The 21,294-nt window shown below is 66.4% G+C and carries 17 protein-coding genes; 9 read left to right on the top strand and 8 right to left on the bottom strand.

Annotated features, from left to right (window positions below; all coding sequences use genetic code 11):
* Positions 1–7: 7 nt before the first annotated feature.
* From D9R12_RS05570 to D9R12_RS05530, 8 genes are all read left to right on the top strand, one after another.
* Positions 8–1,252 (top strand): polyhydroxyalkanoate depolymerase, encoded by a 1,245-nt coding sequence (locus tag D9R12_RS05570; RefSeq protein WP_122229408.1) that lies wholly within the window; start codon positions 8–10, stop codon positions 1,250–1,252.
* Positions 1,253–1,516: 264 nt separating this feature from the next.
* Positions 1,517–2,557, top strand: a complete 1,041-nt coding sequence (locus D9R12_RS05565; protein ID WP_014160124.1) for a magnesium and cobalt transport protein CorA — start codon at positions 1,517–1,519, stop codon at positions 2,555–2,557.
* Positions 2,558–2,842: 285 nt separating this feature from the next.
* A complete protein-coding gene (locus D9R12_RS05560) occupies positions 2,843–4,915 on the top strand; it encodes a carbon starvation CstA family protein (RefSeq protein ID WP_014160123.1) in 2,073 nt (690 codons plus the stop codon).
* Entirely contained in the window at positions 4,915–5,139 is a 225-nt protein-coding gene (locus D9R12_RS05555) for a YbdD/YjiX family protein (RefSeq protein ID WP_014160122.1), read from the top strand. Before D9R12_RS05560 ends, D9R12_RS05555 begins: the two co-directional genes overlap by 1 nt.
* A gap of 415 nt (positions 5,140–5,554) precedes the next feature.
* On the top strand, positions 5,555–5,932 hold the full coding sequence (locus D9R12_RS05545; protein ID WP_122228923.1) for a carboxymuconolactone decarboxylase family protein: 378 nt from the start codon (positions 5,555–5,557) through the stop codon (positions 5,930–5,932).
* A gap of 152 nt (positions 5,933–6,084) precedes the next feature.
* Entirely contained in the window at positions 6,085–6,306 is a 222-nt protein-coding gene (locus D9R12_RS05540) for a hypothetical protein (protein ID WP_014160120.1), read from the top strand.
* A 114-nt stretch (positions 6,307–6,420) separates the two neighbouring features.
* Entirely contained in the window at positions 6,421–7,176 is a 756-nt protein-coding gene (locus tag D9R12_RS05535; protein WP_122228921.1) for an ankyrin repeat domain-containing protein, read from the top strand.
* Positions 7,177–7,223: 47 nt separating this feature from the next.
* Complete coding sequence (locus D9R12_RS05530; protein ID WP_170159182.1) at positions 7,224–8,450, top strand: Tle-like phospholipase domain-containing protein; 1,227 nt, start codon at positions 7,224–7,226, stop codon at positions 8,448–8,450.
* 190 nt (positions 8,451–8,640) lie between these two features.
* Here the strand turns inward: D9R12_RS05530 and D9R12_RS05525 are convergent, their stop codons facing one another.
* The 3 genes from D9R12_RS05525 to D9R12_RS05515 all read right to left on the bottom strand — a co-directional run bounded on the left by D9R12_RS05525 (position 8,641) and on the right by D9R12_RS05515 (position 13,650).
* Positions 8,641–10,722 carry a S9 family peptidase gene (locus D9R12_RS05525; protein ID WP_122228917.1) on the bottom strand — a complete coding sequence of 694 codons (2,082 nt, stop codon included), beginning with the start codon at positions 10,720–10,722 and terminating at the stop codon, positions 8,641–8,643.
* 227 nt (positions 10,723–10,949) lie between these two features.
* Positions 10,950–12,941, bottom strand: a complete 1,992-nt coding sequence (locus tag D9R12_RS05520) for an OPT family oligopeptide transporter (RefSeq protein ID WP_122228915.1) — start codon at positions 12,939–12,941, stop codon at positions 10,950–10,952.
* A 172-nt stretch (positions 12,942–13,113) separates the two neighbouring features.
* Complete coding sequence (locus D9R12_RS05515; protein WP_122228913.1) at positions 13,114–13,650, bottom strand: single-stranded DNA-binding protein; 537 nt, start codon at positions 13,648–13,650, stop codon at positions 13,114–13,116.
* A gap of 169 nt (positions 13,651–13,819) precedes the next feature.
* Here D9R12_RS05515 and D9R12_RS05510 point away from each other — a divergent pair, with 169 nt between their 5' ends.
* On the top strand, positions 13,820–14,821 hold the full coding sequence (locus D9R12_RS05510) for a polyprenyl synthetase family protein (RefSeq protein ID WP_122228911.1): 1,002 nt from the start codon (positions 13,820–13,822) through the stop codon (positions 14,819–14,821).
* A gap of 94 nt (positions 14,822–14,915) precedes the next feature.
* Here the strand turns inward: D9R12_RS05510 and secF are convergent, their stop codons facing one another.
* From secF to queA, 5 genes are all read right to left on the bottom strand, one after another.
* Positions 14,916–15,884, bottom strand: coding sequence for a protein translocase subunit SecF (secF, locus tag D9R12_RS05505; protein WP_014160113.1), 969 nt, complete (start codon positions 15,882–15,884; stop codon positions 14,916–14,918).
* Positions 15,885–15,946: 62 nt separating this feature from the next.
* Positions 15,947–17,833, bottom strand: coding sequence for a protein translocase subunit SecD (gene secD / locus D9R12_RS05500; RefSeq protein WP_122228909.1), 1,887 nt, complete (start codon positions 17,831–17,833; stop codon positions 15,947–15,949).
* Positions 17,834–17,973: 140 nt separating this feature from the next.
* Complete coding sequence (yajC, locus tag D9R12_RS05495) at positions 17,974–18,321, bottom strand: preprotein translocase subunit YajC (RefSeq protein ID WP_122228907.1); 348 nt, start codon at positions 18,319–18,321, stop codon at positions 17,974–17,976.
* 500 nt (positions 18,322–18,821) lie between these two features.
* Entirely contained in the window at positions 18,822–19,964 is a 1,143-nt protein-coding gene (tgt, locus tag D9R12_RS05490) for a tRNA guanosine(34) transglycosylase Tgt (RefSeq protein ID WP_122228905.1), read from the bottom strand.
* Positions 19,961–21,007 (bottom strand): tRNA preQ1(34) S-adenosylmethionine ribosyltransferase-isomerase QueA, encoded by a 1,047-nt coding sequence (gene queA / locus D9R12_RS05485; RefSeq protein ID WP_210538880.1) that lies wholly within the window; start codon positions 21,005–21,007, stop codon positions 19,961–19,963. The genes tgt and queA overlap by 4 nt, the downstream gene beginning before the upstream one ends.
* Positions 21,008–21,294 lie beyond the last annotated feature (287 nt).

Below are 21,294 nucleotides of genomic sequence, written 5' to 3'. Positions count from 1 at the left end.
ACATATGATGCTTTACCAGTGGCATGAATTTGGCCGCCAGTGGATGGCCCCGTGGGTGCATCTGGCCGAGGCCAGTTCGCGGGCGTTCTCCGACCCCAGCAGCTGGCTGTCCAACCTGCCCGGCGCGCAGCGCATCTCGGCCTACCACGAGCTGATGCACCGCCTGGGCAAGGGCTACGAGAAGCCTGCCTGGGACATCCCCGAGGTCGAGACCGAAGGCCGCACCGTGCCGGTGATCGAGCTGGAGGTCATGGCCAAGCCGTTCTGCCGGCTGCTGCGCTTCAAGCGCTACACCGACGACCCGGTCTACATCGACAAGCTCAAGGCGCAACCGACCGTGCTGGTGGTCGCGCCGCTGTCCGGCCACCATGCCACCCTGCTGCGCGACACCGTGCGCACGCTGCTGCGCGACCACAAGGTGTACGTGACCGACTGGGTCGACGCGCGCCTGGTGCCCACCGAGGCGGGCGGCTTCGGGCTGGAGGACTACGTCGGCTACATCCAGGAGTTCATCCGCCATATCGGCGCCGAGCAGCTGCACGTGATGAGCGTGTGCCAGCCGACCGTGCCGGTGCTGGCGGCGGTGTCGCTGATGGCCGCGGCCGGCGAGCCCACGCCGCGCTCGCTGGTGATGATGGGCGGGCCGATCGATGCGCGGGTCAGCCCGACCCAGGTCAATGACCTGGCCACCCGCAACCCGCTGTCGTGGTTCGAGAACAACGTCATCCACAGCGTGCCGTCCAACTATCCCGGCCACGGCCGCGCGGTCTATCCGGGCTTCCTGCAGCATGCCGGATTCATCGCGATGAATCCCAACCGGCACTTCATGTCGCACTGGGATTTCTACACCGACCTGGTCAAGGGCGACCTGGAGGACGCCGCTGCGCATCGCCGCTTCTACGACGAATACAACGCCGTATTGGACATGCCGGCCGAGTTCTACCTGGACACCATCCGGATCGTGTTCCAGGAATTCCTGCTGCCGCGCGGGCAGTGGGAGATCGACGGCCAACGGGTCGATCCGGCCGCGATCACCGACACGGCGCTGATGACCATCGAAGGCGAGCTGGACGACATCGCCGGGCTGGGCCAGACCGAGGCAGCGCATGCGTTGTGCACCGGCATCCCGGAGGCCAGCCACCAGCACCTCACGGTCAAGGGGGCCGGCCACTACGGCATCTTCAGCGGCCGTCGTTGGCGCGAACAGGTCTACCCGGACGTCAAGGCGTTCTTCGCCAGGTACAACGCCTGACCTTCCCTGATTTGTCGTGGGAGCGGCCATGGCGGCGACAGCATTCATCAAGGAATCCCTCGCCGCCATGGCCGCTCCCTACCAGAAGCGCCCCCAAAAAACCCGCCAGCAAAGGCGGGTTTTTTTGGTTATGGGCGAGGTATTGCTCAGGTCATCGGCAAGCGCACCAGCAACTGCCTGGCCAGCCAGCCATGCAGGTGGCCAACACCACGGGCGGGCACCGGCGCTTGTGGCATCCACCGCCGCTGGCGCACGATGTCTGCCATGAGCCTGCTGCCCGCGGACATCGACGCCGCTCCGATCCCCCAACCGCCCTCCTCGCCCGGCAATCCCGCCAGCGTGATCACCTGCGCCTCCTACGACCGCGCCGGCAAGCGCCACGACCTGACCCTGGATGAGATCAGCGACGTGCTGGCCGCCGATGATGGCTCCTTTGTCTGGGTCGGCCTGTACCAGCCGCCTCGCGAGGTGCTGCTGAAGCTGCAGGAGGAATTCGGCCTGCACGACCTGGCCATCGAGGACGCCAGCAAGGCGCACCAGCGGCCGAAGCTGGAAGCCTATGGCCAGTCGATGTTCCTGGCCATGCATACCGTGCAGGTGATCGACGAGAAGATCCGCTACGGCGAGACCCAGGCCTTCCTCGGTCAGCGCTATCTCATCACCGTGCGCCATGGCGCATCGCTGTCCTACACCCCGGCGCGACTGCGCATCGAGCGCGAGCCGGAGCTGCTGGCGATGGGCCCGACTTATTGCCTGTACACCGTGCTGGACTTCATCGTCGACAACTACCTGCCGATCATCGAGGGCGCGCGCAACGCACTGTTCGCGCTGGAGCGCGACATCTTTTCCGAGACCTACAAGGGCGCAGTGGTGCGGCGCCTGTATGACCTCAAGCGCGAACTCACCCTGATGCGCGTGGCGGTGGGCCCGCTGCAGGACGTGCTCAACCACCTGGTGCGCACCCAGAGCCCGTTGGTGCCAGAGGAAATCCGGCTGTACATGCGCGATGTCCACGACCATGCGCTACGGGTCAACGACGGCATCGACACCCTGCGCGAGATGCTGGGCACCGCGCTGAGTGTCAACCTGTCGCTGGTGACCCTGGGCCAAGGCGAAACGGTCAAGCGCCTGGGCGCCTGGGCCGCGCTGCTTGCTGCGCCGACCCTGATGACCAGCTGGTACGGCATGAATTTCGAGCACATGCCCGAGCTGCACGCCCGCTTCGGCTATGTCGGGCTGATGGGCGCGGTCGCGGTGGTCTGCACGGGGCTGTACGCGCTGTTCAAGCGCGCACGCTGGCTGTGACCGCGGCCAGGGCCAGGACCGGATCCCCGGCCCTGTGCCCTAGGAGCCTGTCGGGCTTTCCAAAAAATGGGCCACGTACGTGAATTCCAGAGACTTCGCGTCCTGCAAACTCGCTTTATGCACGTACGCGGACGGTTTTGGCGATTTTTTGACCAATCTTCGGTCCGCCCATCGAAAGCCCGACAGACTCCTAGACCAAAGTACGAGGCGCCAATCGTGCTTTTCAATTGACCCCCAACCTGGCTTCATGAACCCTTGCCATCACTTCCAGCGGGAATCTTGACCATGAAATGGTTTTCCAAAGTTGCCTGGGCGTTGCTTGCGCTGCTTGGCGCGTTCTGCCTGGGCACGGTGGCGCTGCGGCGCGGCGAGACGGTCAACGCCATCTGGATCGTGGTCGCCGCGGTCTCGATCTACCTGGTGGCCTACCGCTACTACGCGCTGTTCATCGCCGACAAGGTGATGCGCCTGGATCCGACCCGGGCCACCCCGGCGGTGCTGCGCAACGACGGTCTGGATTTCGTGCCGACCAACAAGCACGTGCTGTTCGGCCACCACTTCGCCGCCATCGCCGGCGCAGGTCCGTTGGTCGGCCCGGTGCTGGCCGCGCAGATGGGCTACCTGCCCGGCCTGCTGTGGCTGGTCTTTGGTGTCGTGCTGGCCGGGGCGGTGCAGGATTTCATGATCCTGTTCATCTCCACCCGGCGCGACGCGCGCTCGCTCGGCGACCTGGTGCGCGAGGAGATGGGCCAGGTGCCCGGCACCATCGCGCTGTTCGGCGCCTTCCTGATCATGATCATCATCCTGGCGGTGCTGGCGATGGTGGTGGTCAACGCCCTGGCCGAAAGTCCGTGGGGCATGTTCACCGTGGTGGCGACGATGCCGATCGCAATCGGCATGGGCGTGTACATGCGCTACATCCGCCCCGGCAAGATCGGTGAAATCTCGGTGGTGGGGCTGATCCTGCTGCTCGGGGCGATCTGGCTGGGCGGCAAGGTGGCGGTGGACCCGACCTGGGGCCCGGCGTTCACCTTCACCAAGGAGTCGATCACCTGGATGATGGTGGGCTACGGCTTCATCGCCTCGGTGCTGCCGGTGTGGCTGCTGCTGGCCCCGCGCGACTATCTGTCCACGTTCCTCAAGATCGGCACCATCGTCGCGCTGGCCATCGGCATCCTGCTGGTCAGGCCCGACCTGAAGATGCCGGCGCTGACCGAGTACGCGCACAACGGCCTGGGGCCGGTGTGGACCGGCGGCCTGTTCCCGTTTCTGTTCATCACCATCGCCTGTGGCGCGGTCTCCGGTTTCCACGCGCTGATCAGCTCGGGCACCACGCCCAAGCTGCTGGCCAACGAGCGCCACATGCCCTACATCGGCTACGGCGCCATGCTGATGGAATCCTTCGTGGCGGTCATGGCGCTGGTGGCGGCCTCGATCATCGAGCCGGGCGTGTATTTCGCCATGAACGCCCCGCCGGCCGCGGTCGGCACCGAGGTGGTGGCCGTGGCCGCCAAGGTCAGCGAATGGGGCTTTGCCATCAGTCCCGAGGTCCTCACCGCCACCGCCACGGACATCGGCGAGACCACCATCCTCAACCGCGCCGGCGGCGCCCCGACCCTGGCCGTGGGCATCGCCCAGATCCTGCACCAGGTGCTGCCCAGTGAGAACTCCATGGGCTTCTGGTACCACTTCGCGATCCTGTTCGAAGCGCTGTTCATCCTGACTGCGGTCGATGCCGGCACGCGCGCGGGCCGGTTCATGCTGCAGGACCTGCTGGGCAACTTCATCCCGGCGATGAAGCGGACCGAATCGTGGGTGGCCAACGTCATCGCCACCGCCGGTTGCGTGGCGTTGTGGGGCTACCTGCTGTACACCGGCGTGACCGATCCGTTCGGCGGGATCAAGACCCTGTGGCCGCTGTTCGGCATCTCCAACCAGATGCTGGCCGGGATCGCGCTGATGCTGGCCACGGTGGTGCTGTTCAAGCTCAAGCGCGACCGCTACGCGTGGGTGACCATCGTGCCGGCGGTATGGCTGCTGCTGTGCACGACCAGCGCCGGCCTGATCAAGGTCTTCGACCCCAGTCCGGGCCAGGGCTTCCTGGCCCAGGCGCGCAAGTTCCAGCAGGCCATCGCCGAGGGCACCGTCACCGCCCCGGCCACGACCATGGACCAGATGCACCAGATCGTGGTCAATGCCTACGTCAATACCGGCCTGACGGTGCTGTTCCTGTTCGTGGTGGCCGCGGTCCTGGTCTATTCGGTCAAGACGATCCTGGCTGCACGCCGCAATCCGCAACGCAGCGACAAGGAAACGGCGTACGTGAAGCTCGAGCCGCACCAGATGGTGGACGTGTAATGGGCACCGAACTGGTTCCGGTCGGGCAGTACCAGGCGCACCGCCGCCTGTGGCGGCGCCTGGTCCAGACCGCGCGGCTGTGCTGCGGCATTCCCGACTACGACAACTACGTGCGCCACGTGCTGGACAAGCACCCGGACCGCACGCCGATGGACTACAAGACCTTCTTCCGCGAACGCCAGCAGGCGCGCTTCGGCGGTGGGAACGGGTTCCGCTGCTGCTGACCAAAGTTGGTTGATCTGCGCAGCAGGGCCAGGCCGGCGCTTGGCCCTTTCCAGTTCCGGTCGGGCTGATCTGGGACGCAAGTCCTGGAACAGGCCTCCATACATCCGGATGGACATGACCAGAGTTGCCCGCGTCCCCGTCAGCCAAGGCCAAGGCCTGGCCGACACGCGGCGCGAGGGGTAGACCGTCTATTATTCGCTGGCGCCGGGGCCGGCGCTCCAGGTGATCCAGGCGCTTTACGGCATCTGTTGCGCGCCGGCACGGACGAAAAGGAAAGTCGACTCTTGATCGGGTTCCTGAAATCGCTGCTGACTTTCACTGGTGAACGGAAGATCTGCTTGCAGCCATTCTGCTGGCCCAGCATGGCGTGGTGACGACCATGCTCCATACAATCCTTGGCCAAGAGGAGGATTTATGTCCAGCAACCGCTATCAGGACCTAACCGCCAACACCAACCAGCATCTGATATCGCTTCGCAACGGGTTACCCGGGGTGATGCAAGGCTTCGGGGAGTTGGCCCGCAGTGCGATGGCGCCCGGCGTGCTCGACGAGAAGACCAAGGAGCTGATCGCGATGGCCATCGGCGTTGCGGTCCGCTGCGAAGACTGCCTGGGCTTCCATGGCAAGGCGCTGGTACGCGTGGGGGCCACCGAAGAAGAGGTGCGCGAAATGCTCGGCGTCGCCGTCTACATGGGCGGCGGTCCGTCATTGATGTATGCCGCGCACGCACTGGAAGCATTCGAAGAATTCTCCAGGGCAGCTCAAGCCAAGACCGGGCAGGTCGAGCGCTAGGCCGGCGCTTGGCCCTTTCCAGTTTCCGGTCGGGCTGATCTGCGACACAGGTCCTGGAACAGGCCTCGATACATCCGGATGGACATGACCAGGGTCGCCCGATTCGCCGTCAGCCACTACGCTCGGCCCGTGCGATGGCCATCGGGTAGAACATGAGCCTGCAGTTCGATTCGCTGATCAGCGGCGCCGCACGTCTGTTTCAGACCGCCCCTGCCAGCGACGCCGCAGCGTCTTGCTTTGCCGACCAGGTCCGCTGCGCCGGTATCGAGCCGCAACTGCACAGCGACAAGCGCGGTTTCAGCGCCGGCATCTACACCGACACCGGGCCCCGATGTGCCTGCCCCAACCTGCATCGAAGACAGCATTGGCGCTGAAGGCTCAACAGTCGCGCGAGCACGATACGATGGTGCGGGCGAAGCCGGCCTGCGCACTGCCCTCGCCTATTGACGTCCCAGACCAACGCCGCCCTTACCGGAATCCCTCTCCCCATGCAGCACGCCCCCGCCGCCATCGCCGTTGCCGTCACCCTTTTCCTGGCCGGCTGCAGCACCCACGACGCCGGCGCCCAGGAGCAACCCGCGATGAAGTCCACTGATATAAAAGCGATCTTCCCCGACCCGTCGCTGGAAAAGATGGCTCGCGCCATCGCCGACGGCGACCGCGCAAAAATCCTCGCGCTTGCTCCCACCACTGACCTTTCCGGCCACGGCGACAAGAACGTCACCCTGCTGGAATGGGCCATCTACAGCCGCAGCACCGAGGCGCTGGCCGCGCTGCTGGATGCAGGTGCCAACCCGACCGAGTTTGGCATTGACCAAGAGACCGTCGTTCACATGGCAGCGATGGTGAACGATCCGAAGTACCTGAAAGTCCTGATCGACAAGAACGCCCCGATTGATGTCGTCAGCCCGCGCGGAGGGCGAACACCCATTTTTCGCGCGGTGGAAAGCAAACGCATCGAACAATTCAATCTGCTGGTTCAAGCGGGCGCGGACCTGAAACGGGTCGACAGCATGAACAACTCGCTATTGCACGTCGCCGCGCAAACGTCCGGCGGCGACCTTGTGCTGAAGTTGCTTGAGCTGGGCGTAGATCCGAGGCTAAGGAATGCCCAGCACGCGACATTCCAGCCTTACTTCTTCACCACCCCTGACAAGCTGCTCAACGCAGATGGGAAGCGCGCGCGCGCCGCTGTCAAAGCCTGGCTGGCTGATCATGGCATCCCTGTCGAAGAGGCGGGCTGAAAAATCCCCCGCCTTGCAAGGACAGCGCAATGAATATCTCCGACGACATGCCTGCCGACACAGCGGCGACAGCGACCGGAAATTCGCTCCCCTTCTCCGACGCAATGAGAGGCAGGTCCCCGCACGCCGAAGACCTTCAGCTTCCGAGCCTGTTGAGTGATCTCTACGCGGTGGCCAACGACCGCAAAGCCAGTGCATCGCCCGCCATAAGCACGCTTTCTGGTACCTGGCGACGCATGGACGATGCCACTGTTCGCAATGCGGGCATCGATCCTGCACTTTTACATGATGAGAAAAGCGGCTTCGATGCAGCGTTCTATCAAGATGCGAACGGCCATGTGGCACTGGCGTTTTGTGGCACCGATGAAGGAAGGGACTGGAACCCCAACGTTCGGCAAGGCCTTGGGCTCGAAGATCCGCAGTACGAATCTGCCATCGCCTTGGCTGACCAGGCCAAGCAGGTGTTCGGGAAAAACCTGGTGATGACCGGCCACTCATTGGGCGGAGGCTTGGCGGCCGCTGCCTCCATGGTCAATGACGTACCTGCAGTCACCTACAACGCTGCAGGGGTACATGATCACACGCTTGAGCGTCACGGCCTCGACGCACAGGCCGCCAAGGACTACGCCAAGGAAGGCCTGATCCGCGGCTACCACGTTGACAACGAGATTCTGACCCATCTGCAGGAAGACAGTTTCCCGATCAGGTACGCGATGCCCGATGCGGCGGGGCATCAGATCGAGCTGCCCGATCCCGATCCGCTGTCGGTGCTGGAACGGCTGGTGCCCGGCAAGATGCTGGGGCATCGACTCGACCTGCATGGCATCGAGGCGGTGATGCAGTCGCAGAGCCTGCAGCAGCTGCGCGTCCGGGAGGCAGCACCGGCCCATCCGGCCAACGCGCGAGCTGCCGATGACACCGCCAACACGCTGCTGCGCGATGCGGTCGGCAGTCTCGGCGAACAGCGCGAGCGCCTGGGCCTGCAGGACGATGTGCGATTCCTCAACGCGGCGGCGCGAGTGGCAGCTCAGGCCGGTGCCGATGGCATGTCACGCATCGATCACCTGGTGCCCGATGCGCGCGGCGGCGTGTTCGCGGTGCAGGGGCGACTGGACGATCCCGCACACCGGCGCAGCCATGTCGATGCCAACCAGGCCGCACAGGTACCTGCAGACCAGAGCGCCCAGCAACTGCGCGCGCAAGCGCAGGTGCTCGCCACGCAGCAGGATCAGGAACAACAGCAACGGCAGGCACCGCGCCCGACGATGGCCTGAAGCGCGCTGGCGGCGAGGCCCGTCGTGGGCCAGCCGAAGTCCCGCATCGGGCGGCGCGGCATGCGGCCATAGGAGCCGATCGCGCATCGGAACGCACATTTCCCGCTCATCAGAGGCCTCAGCGTGACCCTCAGACAAACAGGGCGCCCGAAGGCGCCCTGCGACAGGCATGACCCACCGACGTGCCTACTCAGTCGCCGATGTGCTGCCTGAGCCAGGCGTTGACCGTGTCGTGCCACTGGATCGAGTTCTGCGGCTTGAGCACCCAGTGGTTCTCGTCGGGAAAGTACAGGAACTTCGACTCAAGCCCCAGGCCCTGGGCGGCGGTGAACGCGGCCAGGCCCTGCTCGACCGGGATGCGGAAGTCCTGCTGGCCGTGGATCACCAGGATCGGCGTCTTCCAGTCCTTGACGTGGTTGATGGGGTTGAACCGTTCGAACCTGTCAGGATTGGCCCACGGGGTGCCGCCGTTTTCCCACTCGGAAAACCACAGCTCCTCGGTGCTGTAGGCCATCATGCGGTTGTCGAACACGCCGTCGTGGTCGACCAGGCACTTCCACGGCGCGCTTCCATCGGACTTGAACCAGTTGCCGGCGGCCCAGTACACCATGTAGCCGCCGTAGCTGGCGCCGAGCGCGCAGGCCTTGTCGCCATCGAGGAAGCGGTATTGCGCCTGCGCGGCGGCCCAGCCCTTCTGCAGGTCTTCCAGCGGGCGGTCGCCCCAGTGCTGGCTGATCGCATCGGTGAAGGCCTGGCCGTAGCCGGTGGAACCGTGGAAGTCGATCATCACCACCGCGTAGCCCTGGCCGGCATAGGTCTGCGGGTTCCAGCGATAGCTCCAGCCGTTGCCGAAGCTGCCCTGCGGCCCGCCGTGGATCAGGAATGCCACCGGGTACTGCTTGCCTTCCTGGTAGTCGTACGGCTTGACCACATAGCCGTGCACGGTCTCCTGGTTCCAGCCCTTGAAGGAAAACTGCTGGTAATCGCCGAACTTCACCTCCGGCAGCATCTGCTGTGCGCTGGGCGTGATCGCACGCGGCCGCTGGCCATCGGCCTGCGCCACGAACACCTGATCGCCGCTGTTGAGCGAGTTGCGGGTGAAGGCCAGGGTCGGGCCGGCCAGCGTCGGCGAGCCGATGCTGCCCTGGCCCACCAGCTTGTCGACCTTGCCGCTGGCCACCTCGATGCGGAACAGCGGGTGTTCGCCCATGTCGTCGGCGGTGGTGTAGATCGCCTTGCCGTCATCGGCGAGCACGATTTCGCCGGCCGAGCGGTCCCAGTCGACAGCGATTTCGCTGAGCTTGCCGCTGGCCAGGTCCATCGCCATCAGGCCGAAACGGTCGGCCTCGAAGCCCGGGCGCTTCATCGCACGGTAGTACAGGGTCTTGCCGTCGGCACTGAAGACCGGGCCGGCATCCCAGGCGGGGTTGGCCGCGGTCAGGTTCTTCGGCGCGGCACGGCCGGCGGCATCGAGCATGTACAGGTCGAAGTTGGTCGACCACGGCTCCCTGTTGCCGGCCACGCGGATGCTGGCCACCACCGACTTGCCGTCCGGCGACCAGGCGATGTCCTCCATGCCGCCAAACGGCTTGGACGGCGCGTCACCGGCGATGGTCGCGCTGATGGCCGAGGCACCGACCACCGGCCCGGCGCCGGCCGCCGGCAGCGGCGCGACGAACAAGGTGTTGCGACGGCCGTCGTTCCAGGTATCCCAGTGGCGCACGAACAGACTGTCAAAGACCTTGCCGGTGGCCTTGGCGTTTTCAGCGGCGTCGAGTCTTTGCCTGGTGCAGGCCAGATCCGAGCCGCAGTCCTGGAACACGCCGACGCTGAAGACGATGCGATCGCCCGACGGTGAAAGCCTGAAGCCATCCACGCCCACGGCAAAATCGGTCAGCTGGCGCGGCTGCCCGCCGGTGGCCGGCACCGCATGGAGCTGCTGGCTGCCGGATGTGTCCGACAGGAAATACACGGTCTGGCCGTCGGGCGAGAACGCCGGCGCGCTGACATTCCAGCCCTCGGGCGTGATCTGCCTGGGCGCGGCCAGATCGCCGGTGCGCAGATCGCGCAGGTACAGCGCGGTGCTGGCCTTGGTCAGCTCGGCGTTCATCACGCGCCTGGCGAACACCAGGCGCGCGCCGTCCGGCGAGAGCGTGGGCGAGGAATACCGATCCAGCTTGACCAGGTCGCGCACATCGAAGCCGCGCTCGGCAGCGGCGGCCGGCAGCACGGCGATCAGGGACAGGGCCAACCAGACGGGGCGAAACTTCATTGGCTCGAACTCCGAAAAAGGTAAAAAAGTGCTCGATGGTAGGCCGGGCACGTCAGCCGGCGCAAAGGAATGCGGTCATGGCCTGGCCGAGCCGTCATCCAGGCAACCGTGGGAGCGGCCATGGCGGCGAAGGGACATCGGCGGCAAGACCCTTTCGCCGCCATGGCCGCTCCCACCGGGCAAAAAAGCAGCCAGCGGCCGCCTTTCCTTGACACGCATGCGGCTGCTCAGGCGACCTGCTCGGCCTTCCTGCCGACCCGGTACAGCAGCCAGCCGACCAGCGCCAGGATCGCCAGGCCGACCCACTGGTTGAGCTGCAGGGCCTCGGGCAGGGCCAGCACGTCGGCCCGGGCCGAGACCACGATCGGCACGGCGATGGCAATGCCCATCAGCGCCTCGCCGGTGATCAGACCGGCGGCAAACAGCACGCCCGGGCGATGCACGCGGTCGCGGCCGTCCTCGTCATCGGCACCGATCCTGTGGAAGCGTTCGACCAGATGCGCCAGCAGGCCGCCCAGGAAGATCGGCACCATCAGTTCCAGTGGCAGATAGATGCCGATGGCCGCGGCCAGCACCGGGACGCGAAAACGCCTGCCAGTGCGCTTGAGCCATTGGTCCAGGGCGATCACCAGCGCACCGACCACTGCGCCCAGCGCAATGAAGCTCCACGGCAGCTGGCCGCCGAACAACCCACGCGCCACCGAGGCCATCAGGTTGGCCTGCGGTGCGGCCAGCGACTGGGGATGCTCGGGCGTCGGCGCGCCGATGCCGTAGGCCTGGGCCAGCAGGTTCAGCACCGGGGCCATGATCAGTGCGCACGAGAACGCGCCGATCCCCAGCATCAGCTGCTGCTTCCATGGCGTGGCCCCGACCAGATAACCGGCCTTGAGGTCCTGCAGATTGTCCCCGCCCACGGCCGCTGCGCAGCACACCACCGCGCCGATCATGATCGCCGCCACCGCGCCCAGCGGCGCCCCGCCACTGCCGACCGGGGTCAGGCCGCTCTTGCCCAGCAGCAGCACCAGCACCACCGAGGCGAACAGGATGGTGGAGATGGTGATGCCCGAGACCGGGTTGTTGGACGAACCGATCAACCCGGCCAGATAACCGGACACCGAGACGAACAGGAAGCCGGCCACGATCATGATGATCGTCATCGGGATCGAGACATGCCACTGGCCGACGATGGCCTGATACAGGCCCAGCAACGGCAGCGTGCACAGCACCAGCGCCACCAGCATCCACTTCATCGGCAGGTCGCGCTCGGTCTCGGCCACCGCCGCGCCGGCGGTGTTCCTGCGTGCGGCGGCCAGGCCGGACTTGATCCCGCCCAGCAGCGACTTGCGCAGCGAAAACAGTGTCCAGATGCCACCGATCAGCATCGCACCCACGCCCAGGTAACGCAGCTTGGCGCCCCAGATGGCGAAGGCGGCATCGGCCGGGGGCGCACCGGCAATCGAGGCGGCCAGCGCCGGATCGGTGTGCATGAAGAACGCCTGGTACAGCGGGATGGCGATGTGCCAGGACAGGACCGAGCCGGACAGCACCACGATGCCCACGTTCAGGCCCACGATGTAGCCCACGCCCAGCAGCGCCGGCGACAGGTTGGTGCCGATGAAGGCGGTGATCCTGGAACTGCCCAGATAGGCCGCCTGGGTCCAGGTGTCGGGGATCACGCGCAGGCCACTGGCCGCGGCCAGCTTGACCAGGGCGCCGATCGCGCCGGAGGCGGCCAGGATCCTCAGGCCCGGGCCGGGCGCGCCTTCACCGGCACGGTCACCGGCCTTGAGCACTTCGGCCGCGGCCTTGCCTTCGGGGAAGGGCAGCGGCTCCTCGACGATCATCGAGCGCCGCAGCGGCACCGAGAACAGCACGCCCAGCAGGCCGCCCATGCCGGCGATGCCCAGCACCCACCAGTACTTGAAGTCCGGCCAGTAGCCCATGATCACCAGTGCCGGGATGGTGAAGATCACCCCGGCGGCGATCGACGAGCCGGCCGAGGCGCCGGTCTGGACGATGTTGTTCTCCAGGATCGTGCCGCCGCCCAGCAGGCGCAGCACGCCCATCGAGACCACCGCCGCCGGAATCGCGGTGGCGATGGTCAGCCCGGCAAACAGCCCCAGGTACGCGTTGGCCGCGGCCAGCACCACCGCCAGGAAGACGGCCAGCACGATCGCGCGAAAAGTGAGCTGCCGCGGTTGGGCAACGGGCTGCTGCATGACAAGGACCTTGGGAAAGACGCAAGCCGGCAACGCTACCTGAACTGGCCCGGCCGGCAAAGTCGCGCGGACACCGCGGCCGCACCGCCAAGCAGGGCCTTGCCGCTGCGAAAGAACAAAGCCCCGCGCGTGCGGGACTCTGGTCAGTGCAACCGCCAGCCGGTCCGATCAATCAGAACGGAATGTCGTCGTCGGCGAAGTCGTCGCTTGGGGCCGGCTGCGTGGCCGGGGCCTGGCCGCGCGGGCCCTGTTGCTGGCCGCCGCCGTAGTTGCCGTCTGCGCCACCGCGCTGGCCGCCCGCGCCGCCGTATTCCTGGCGCGGCGCAGCCGAACGTTGCGGCCGCTCGCCGCCACCCGTGCCGCCACCGCCTTCACCGCGACCACCGAGCATCTGCATCTCGTTGGCGACGATGTCGGTGCTGAACTTCTCCACCCCGTCCTGGCCGGTGTACTTGTCGTAGCGCAGTTCGCCTTCGACATAGACCTGAGAGCCCTTGCGCAGGTACTCGCCGGCGATCTCGCCGAGCTTGCCGAAGAACACCACCCGGTGCCATTCGGTGCGCTCCTGGTTGTTGCCTTCCTTGTCCTTGCGCACGCTGGTGGTGGCCAGGCTGATGCGGGTCACAGCCATGCCGCCCTGCGTGTACTTGGTGTCCGGGTCATTGCCCAGATTGCCGACCAGGATGACCTTGTTGATGCCGCGTGCCATATGAGTATCCGCTCTAGCTTGGCCCGCCGATTGCGGGCATTGACATTCGATTATAGCCACCCCGGTCCGCGCCATCGGGCAACGACCCGCCCACGGGTAGGAGAATTCCCCAACGCCCGGCGCTGGCTGAACCTATAATCGCAATTCTCCTTGGAACAGCCCAGAGCGCATGTCCGCCGTCCAGCTTCCCCGCCCCGCCCTGGCGCTGGCCCAGATCCAGTCCCTCGCCGCCCCGGACATGGCGGCCATCGATGCCCTGATCCGTCGCCGCCTGGCCTCGGAGGTGGTCCTGATCAACCAGATCGCCGACCACATCATCTCCGCCGGCGGCAAGCGCCTGCGGCCGATGCTGGTAGCCCTGGCCGGACGCGCCTGCGGGGTCGATGCGACGGCCGAACACCACCAGCTGGCGGCGATCATCGAGTTCATCCACACCTCGACCCTGCTCCACGACGACGTGGTGGACCAGTCGGACCTGCGCCGCGGCCGCAGCACCGCCAACGCGCTGTGGGGCAACGCTCCCAGCGTGCTGGTCGGCGACTTCCTGTATTCGCGCAGCTTCCAGCTGATGGTCGAACTGGAGCGCATGGCGGTCATGCGCATCCTGGCCGATACCACCAACCGCATCGCCGAAGGCGAGGTCCTGCAGCTGCTGCACGTGCACAACCCCGATACCGACGAAGCGGCCTACCTGCGCGTGATCGAGCGCAAGACCGCGGTGTTGTTCGCCGCCGGCACCGAGCTGGGCGCGCTGGCTTCGGGCGCCGATCCGGCCACCCGGCAGTGCCTGTACGACTATGGCCTGCAGCTGGGTCATGCCTTCCAGATTGCCGACGATGTGCTGGACTACACCGCCGACGCGGCCGAGCTGGGCAAGAACCTGGGCGACGACCTGGCCGAGGGCAAGGCGACCCTGCCGCTGATCCATGCCATCGCCCATTCCGATCCGGCCACCGCCGCACGCCTGCGCCAGATCATCCAGGACGGCGATGGCGATGCGATGCCGGAGGTGCTGGCCGCGATCCACGCCGCCGGCAGCATCGCCTACAGCCAGCAGCGCGCAGCCGAGTACGCGCGTGCCGCCGAAGCCACGCTGGAGGGCCTGCCCGAAAACGAGGCCATCGCTGCCCTGCGCGGGCTGGCCCGCTACGCGGTCCAGCGCCAGCACTGACCAAATGGCACGGGTCAGGCGTCAGCGGCGATGGGGATTTTGCTGGTAGAGCCCCATCGCCGTCGAAGCGGCTCCGACGAAAGGCTCGGCGGGCTCAGGGACGACGCGCCAGCGCCTCGATGTCCCTGGCCTTGGGCAACAGGTCCTGCTTGGTCACCTTGAATGGGCCGATGCTCAGCATCGGCACGGCCACGATCACCGAGGAAACCACCACGATCACTGCACCGACCATGTGGGTCTCGGCCAGGCCTTCCATCGAGCGGCCGCCGAACAGGTACAGCGCCAGCGCCGAGAGGAAGAACATCACCGCGGTGATGATGGTGCGCGACAGGGTCTGGTTGATCGAACGGTTGAGCACTTCCAGCGGCTCCACGCGCAGGGACCGGAAGTTCTCGCGCACCCGGTCGAACACCACGATGATGTCGTTGATCGCAAAGCCCATCACCGACAGCAGCCCGGCCAGCACGGTCAGGTCGAACTCGCGGCCCAGCAGCGACATGTAGGCCACGGTGAGGATCAGGTCGAAGAACGCGGTCAGCGAGGCCACCACCGCGAACTTCCATTCGAAGCGGACCGCGATGTAGATCAAAAAGCCCACCAGCATGAAGATCGTCGCGTACACGCCGTTCATGGCCAGGTCCCTGCCGACCTGCGGGCCGACGAATTCGCCCGGCTGCACGGTGGCGGGGTTGGCATCGCTGGTCACCACCTTGCGCACGGCCTCGGCCACGGTGCGGCCGGCGTTCTCGTCGTTGTTGTGCTCGCCATGCGGCTGCAGCCGCACCATCACCTCGTTGGCGCTGCCGACGTTCTGCACCTGGGCGTTCTGAAAGCCGGCCTGGTCCAGGCGCGTGCGCAGCTGGTCCACGTCGACCGGCTTTTCGAAGTGCGCGCGCACCACGGTGCCGCCGGTGAATTCCAGCGCATAGTCGAAGCCCTTCAGGCCGATGATCGCCAACGAGGCCACCAGCAGCACCAGCATCACCGCCAGCACCGGGCGGCGGTGGCGCATGAAGTCGATCCTGGTGTCGTTCGGGATGAGATGCAGCGGGAACAGTTTCATGGAATGTTCTTCCTTTTTAAAAGTCCGCACATGGATGTGCGGGCTCTTGCGAGGGACTCGCATCAAATGGCAACGGAAGTGAGCTTCTTGCGGCGGCCGTAGATCAGCACCGCCAGCGCACGCGAAACGGTGATCGCGGTGAACATCGAGGCGAAGATGCCGATGATCATGGTCAGGGCGAAGCCGCGCAGCGGTCCGGTGCCGAAGGCGAACAGCGCGATGCCCACGATCAGGCCAGTGAGGTTGGCGTCCAGGATCGTGCCGCCGGCCTTGTCGTAGCCGGCGTCGATCGCTGACTTGGGCGGCATGCCGTTGCGCAGTTCCTCGCGGATGCGCTCGTTGATCAGCACGTTGGCATCCACCGACAGGCCCACCGACAGCGCCAGGCCGGCGAAACCGGGCAGGGTCATGGTCGCGTCGAACAGCGACATCACCGCCACCACGATCAGCAGGTTGAACAGCAGCGCCAGCGAGGTGATCACGCCAAACACGCGGTAGTAGATGGTGAAGAACACCAGGGTGAACAGGAACGAATACACCACCGCCTTGATGCCACGCTCGACGTTCTCCGCGCCCAGGCTGGGGCCGATCACGTACTCCTCGACAAAGCTCATGGGCGCGGCCAGCGAACCGGCGCGCAGCAGCTTGGCCAGGTTGTCGGCTTCGTCCTTGCTCAGGCCGGTGGTCTGGAAGTTCTTGCTGAAGACGCCCTGGATGGTGGACGGCGCCAGCGCCTGCTCGCTCACCCGCACGCTGCGCACTTCCTTGCCGTCAACCACCTTCACTTCCGGAATGCGCTCGATGTAGACCACCGCCATCTTCTTGCCGACATTGGCGCTGGTGAAATCGAACATGCGCTGGCCGGCCACGTTGTTCAGGGTGATGTCCACCGCGGGCTGGCCGTTCTGGTCCACCGTGGCCACGGCATTGACCATCTGCTCGCCCGAGGCCAGCACGCGCTTGTTCAGCAGCACCGGGACTCCGGGCGCATCGCGCAACTGGTAGACCTTGGCTTCCGGCGGAATGTTGCCGGTGCGCTGGGCCTCGAGCGCATCACCATCGACCACCGCGCGGAACTCGATCGTGGCGGTGGCGCCGATCAGGCGCTTGGCCGCCGCGGTGTCCTGCACGCCGGGCAGTTCGACCACGATCCGGTCGCTGCCCTGTTGCTGGATCACCGGTTCGGCCACGCCCAGCGCGTTGACCCGGTTGCGCAGGGTGGCGATGTTCTGGGCGATGGCGTCGCCGGAGATGCGGGCCAGCTCGCTTTCCGGCAGACCGATGGTGATGCGGTTGCCCTGCACCTGGTAGCTCAGTGGCGAGGCACCCACCAGCGCCCCGCTGGCACTGCTGCTGGCGCTGAGCGTGGTGGCCAGCGCCTTGCGCGCCGCAGCCACGTCCTGGCCCTGGGCCACGTTGACCACGATGGTGTTGTCAGGGCCGCGGGTGACCGAATCGACGCGGATCCTGGCGTCACGCAGTGTCACCCGGGCGTCCTCGACATAGGCCTCCACGCGCTTGTCCAGCGCCGCCTTCTGGTCCACCTGCAAGGTGAAGTGCACGCCGCCCTGCAGGTCCAGGCCACGCACCATGGGCTTGGCGCCCAGGCTGGAGAGCCAGCGCGGCACGGTGGGCGCCAGGTTCAGCGCCACGGTGTAGTCATCGCCCAGCGACTGGCGCAGCACGTCGTTGGCCTTGGCCTGCGCCTCGGGCGACGCCAGGCGCACCAGCAGGTCGCCGTCGCGGGTCTCCAGCTGCTTGGGCGTGATCTGCACGGTCGCCAGCGCCGCGGCGACCTTCTGCCGCAGCGCCTCATCGATGGCCGCGCCGCGGCTGGCGGTGATCTGGACCGAAGGATCCTGCGGATAGATGTTGGGCAGCGCGTAGACCGTGCTGAACACCAGCACCAGCACGATCAGGACATACTTCCAGCGGGGAAACTCAAGCATTGCTCAGCACCCGCGCACCTGCATCCCCAGGCGCGCTCTACGTGATGAAACCGAAAACGCCGCCTGGCCCGATGGCCATGTGGCACGGCATGAAACGCAGACGGACCGCGGCAGGCGGTCCGTCGGATACAGCCAAACGCTTAGACGGCGGACTTCAGCGTGCCCTTGGGCAGCACGTTGCCCACGGCGGCCTTCTGCACGCGGACCTTGACCCCGTCGGCGATCTCGACGGTGACGAAGTTGTCGCCGATCTCGGCCACGGTGCCGGCGATGCCGCCGGAGGTGATGATCTCGTCGCCGCGGGAAAGCTTGTCCAGGAGCGACTTGTGCTCCTTCTGGCGCTTCATCTGCGGGCGGATCATCACGAAGTACATCACCGCGATCAACACGACCGGGAAGATCAGCATGGACAACCCGCCACCCTGGGCGGGTGCGGCGCCGGCAGCCTGGGCATGGGCGGCGGGAATCAGCAAATCGAGCACGTTCATCTATCGTGGGTCCATTGGTGGGCCGAAAGCAGCCGGGGATTATGCCACGCGCTCGCACGGGCGTGGTCCGGGGTCGCGCCGCAGGTAAAACGCGCGTCTCTCCGGATCCTGCGTCACCTTGCGACCCCGGCCGGCGGCAAAGGTTCCGCAGGCAGCGCCGGGGACGCTTGTATGTCCCATGGCCATGTCGGCTTTTGCTCCTCTTCGCAAGCGCTGTCTCTTTGTCGTGTCTTTCGAGCAGGCCTGCAGCCCATCTGCCGATGTGGATGCAGTATTGCCCCTTCTCCCCGCGTTCGGGGAGAAGATGCCCGCAGGGCAGATGAGGGGGTGTTTTCGTTCGCGGCCCAACGCACCGTCGCCGGCCCCGGAACGTCGATAGGCATCGTCAGCATGTTTCCTGCGGTCTTCCCCCTCACCCCGGCCCTCTCCCCTGCAAGCGGGTGAGAGGGGCCGAACGTTGCGCCGTCGGCGCCACGCCCACGTCCCCGATGACAATCCGGTCACGCCGGGACGGGCATCCCGCGGGCCTCGTAGAACTCGGCTCGGAAGGCCTGGAACCTGCCCTGCTCGATCGCCGCGCGCATGCCGGCCATCAGCTGCTGGTAGTACCAGAGGTTGTGCAGGGTGCCCAACATCGGCGCCAGCATCTCGTTGCAGCGATCCAGGTGACGCAGATAGCTGCGGGTGAAGCCGTTGCGGCAGGCATGGCAGCCGCAGCCCGGCTCGATCGGGTCCAGGTCCTTTTCGTATCTGGCGTTGCGGATGCGCACGGTGCCGGTGGAGGTGAAGAAGTGGCCATTGCGCGCGTTGCGGGTGGGCATGACGCAGTCGAACATGTCCACCCCGCGAGCCACGCCTTCGACCAGGTCCTCCGGGCGGCCCACGCCCATCAGGTAGCGCGGCCGGTCGGCCGGCAGCTGCGGATCCAGGTGTTCGAGCATCGCGTTGCGCTGGGCCTCGGTCTCGCCCACCGCCAGCCCGCCGATGGCGTAGCCGTCGAAGCCGATCGCCTGCAGGCCGTCGGACGATTGCGTGCGCAGGTCCGGATGCACGCCGCCCTGGACGATGCCGAACAGCGCCGCGTCGTTGCCCAGGCCGTCGTGCGCATCGCGCGAGCGCTGCGCCCAGCGCAGCGACAGCGCCATGGATTTGTGCACCACGTCCTTGTCCACCGGCTGGCCATCGACGTTCACCGGCGGGCACTCGTCGAAGATCATCACGATGTCCGAATCCAGGGTCTTCTGGATCTGCATGCTTTCCTCCGGCCCCAGGAACACCCTGGCACCATCGGTGGGCGAGGCGAAGGTCACCCCGGCCTCGGTGATCTTGCGGCGATGGGCCAGCGAGAACACCTGGAACCCCCCCGAATCGGTCAGGATCGGCTTGCTCCAGCGGGCGAAGCCATGCAGGCCGCCGTGCGCCTGGATCACCTCCAGGCCCGGGCGCAAATACAGATGAAAGGTGTTACCCAGGATGATCTCGGCGCCGAGTTCGGCGATGTGTTCGGGCAGGATCCCCTTGACCGATCCATAGGTGCCCACCGGCATGAACGCCGGGGTCTGGATCGTGCCGCGCGGAAAGTGCAACTGGCCGCGGCGGGCGCGGCCATCGGCCCGGGCCAGGGCAAAGGTCATGCGGCTCATGCGCAGCGCCTGGGATCGGCCTGCGGGAACAGCAGCATCGCATCGCCATAGGAAAAGAACCGGTAACGCTGCGCCACCGCATGCGCGTAGGCCTCCAGGATGCGCTGCCTGCCGGCAAAGGCCGACACCAGCATCAGCAGCGTGCTTTCAGGCAGGTGGAAATTGGTGATCAGCGCATCGACGCTGGCGATGCGGTAGCCAGGGAAAATGAAGATGCAGGTCTCGCCGGCGAAAGGCTGCAGCTCACCATCGCGCATCGCGCTTTCGAGCGCACGCACGACCGTGGTGCCCACCGCGATCACTCGGCCGCCGGCGGCGCGGGTGCGGCGGATCTGCTGCACCAGTTTCGCCCCGACGTTGAGCCACTCGCTGTGCATGCGGTGTTCGCGCACGTCCTCCACGCGCATCGCCTGGAAGGTGCCGGCGCCCACGTGCAGGGTCACGTGGCCAAACTGCACGCCCTGCGCCTTCAGCGTGTCCAGCAGCGGCTGGTCGAAGTGCAGCCCGGCGGTCGGCGCAGCCACCGCCCCGGGCTCGCGTGCGAACACGGTCTGGTAGCGCTCGTCGTCGTCCTGGCCAGGCTCACGGGTGATGTACGGCGGCAGCGGCATGCGCCCGGCCTTGAGCAGCCAGCTGTCCAGCGCATCTTCCACATCGAAGCGCAGCTGGTAGAACTCGCCTTCGCGGCTGAGCACCTCGCAGCTGCCGCCGGCATCCAGGGCGATGTGGCCGCCGGGTTTGGGCGACTTGCTGGCGCCGATCTGCGCCTGTGCCCGGTTGTCCGGCAGCAGCCGCTCGATCAGGATCTCGACCCGCCCGCCGGTGTCCTTCTGGCCGAACAGCCGCGCCGGGATCACCCGGGTATCGTTGAACACCAGCAGGTCACCGGCGCGCAGCTGGCTGGGCAGGTCGCGCATGTACAGGTCGAGCAACGCCGCCTGGCCCGGCGGCACCACCAGCAGGCGGCTGGCCGAACGCTCGGGCAAGGGCGCCTGGGCAATCAGCTCGGGCGGCAGGTCGTAGCGGAAATCGGATTTCTTCAAGGCGGCACGCGTGAAAGGGAGCCGGGTATTGTAGGCGCACCGGCAGCTGATCGTCGCCACGCCAGCGCCAGCCGCAGCCCGGGTATCCGGGGCGATCGGCGGTGCGTCGCACGTCGATCCCGAGGCGCTGGTCGGTGCGTCCTCGCTCCCTTCGCTCGATGAGAGCGACAACGAAGACGCGCCCCCCTGCTCCATCGGCCAGCCACCGGGGGAAGACCAGCGCAGCGTCGACGCCACTTGCCGAAAGCTCCGTGCCTTCTTCACCACACAACCCCCGACAATCCACT

It is taken from the genome of Pseudoxanthomonas spadix (assembly GCF_003703395.1).
Lineage (GTDB): Bacteria > Pseudomonadota > Gammaproteobacteria > Xanthomonadales > Xanthomonadaceae > Pseudoxanthomonas_A > Pseudoxanthomonas_A spadix.
Note: the sequence above shows the minus strand (reverse complement) of the source record. Positions and strands in the feature narration are given on the sequence as shown.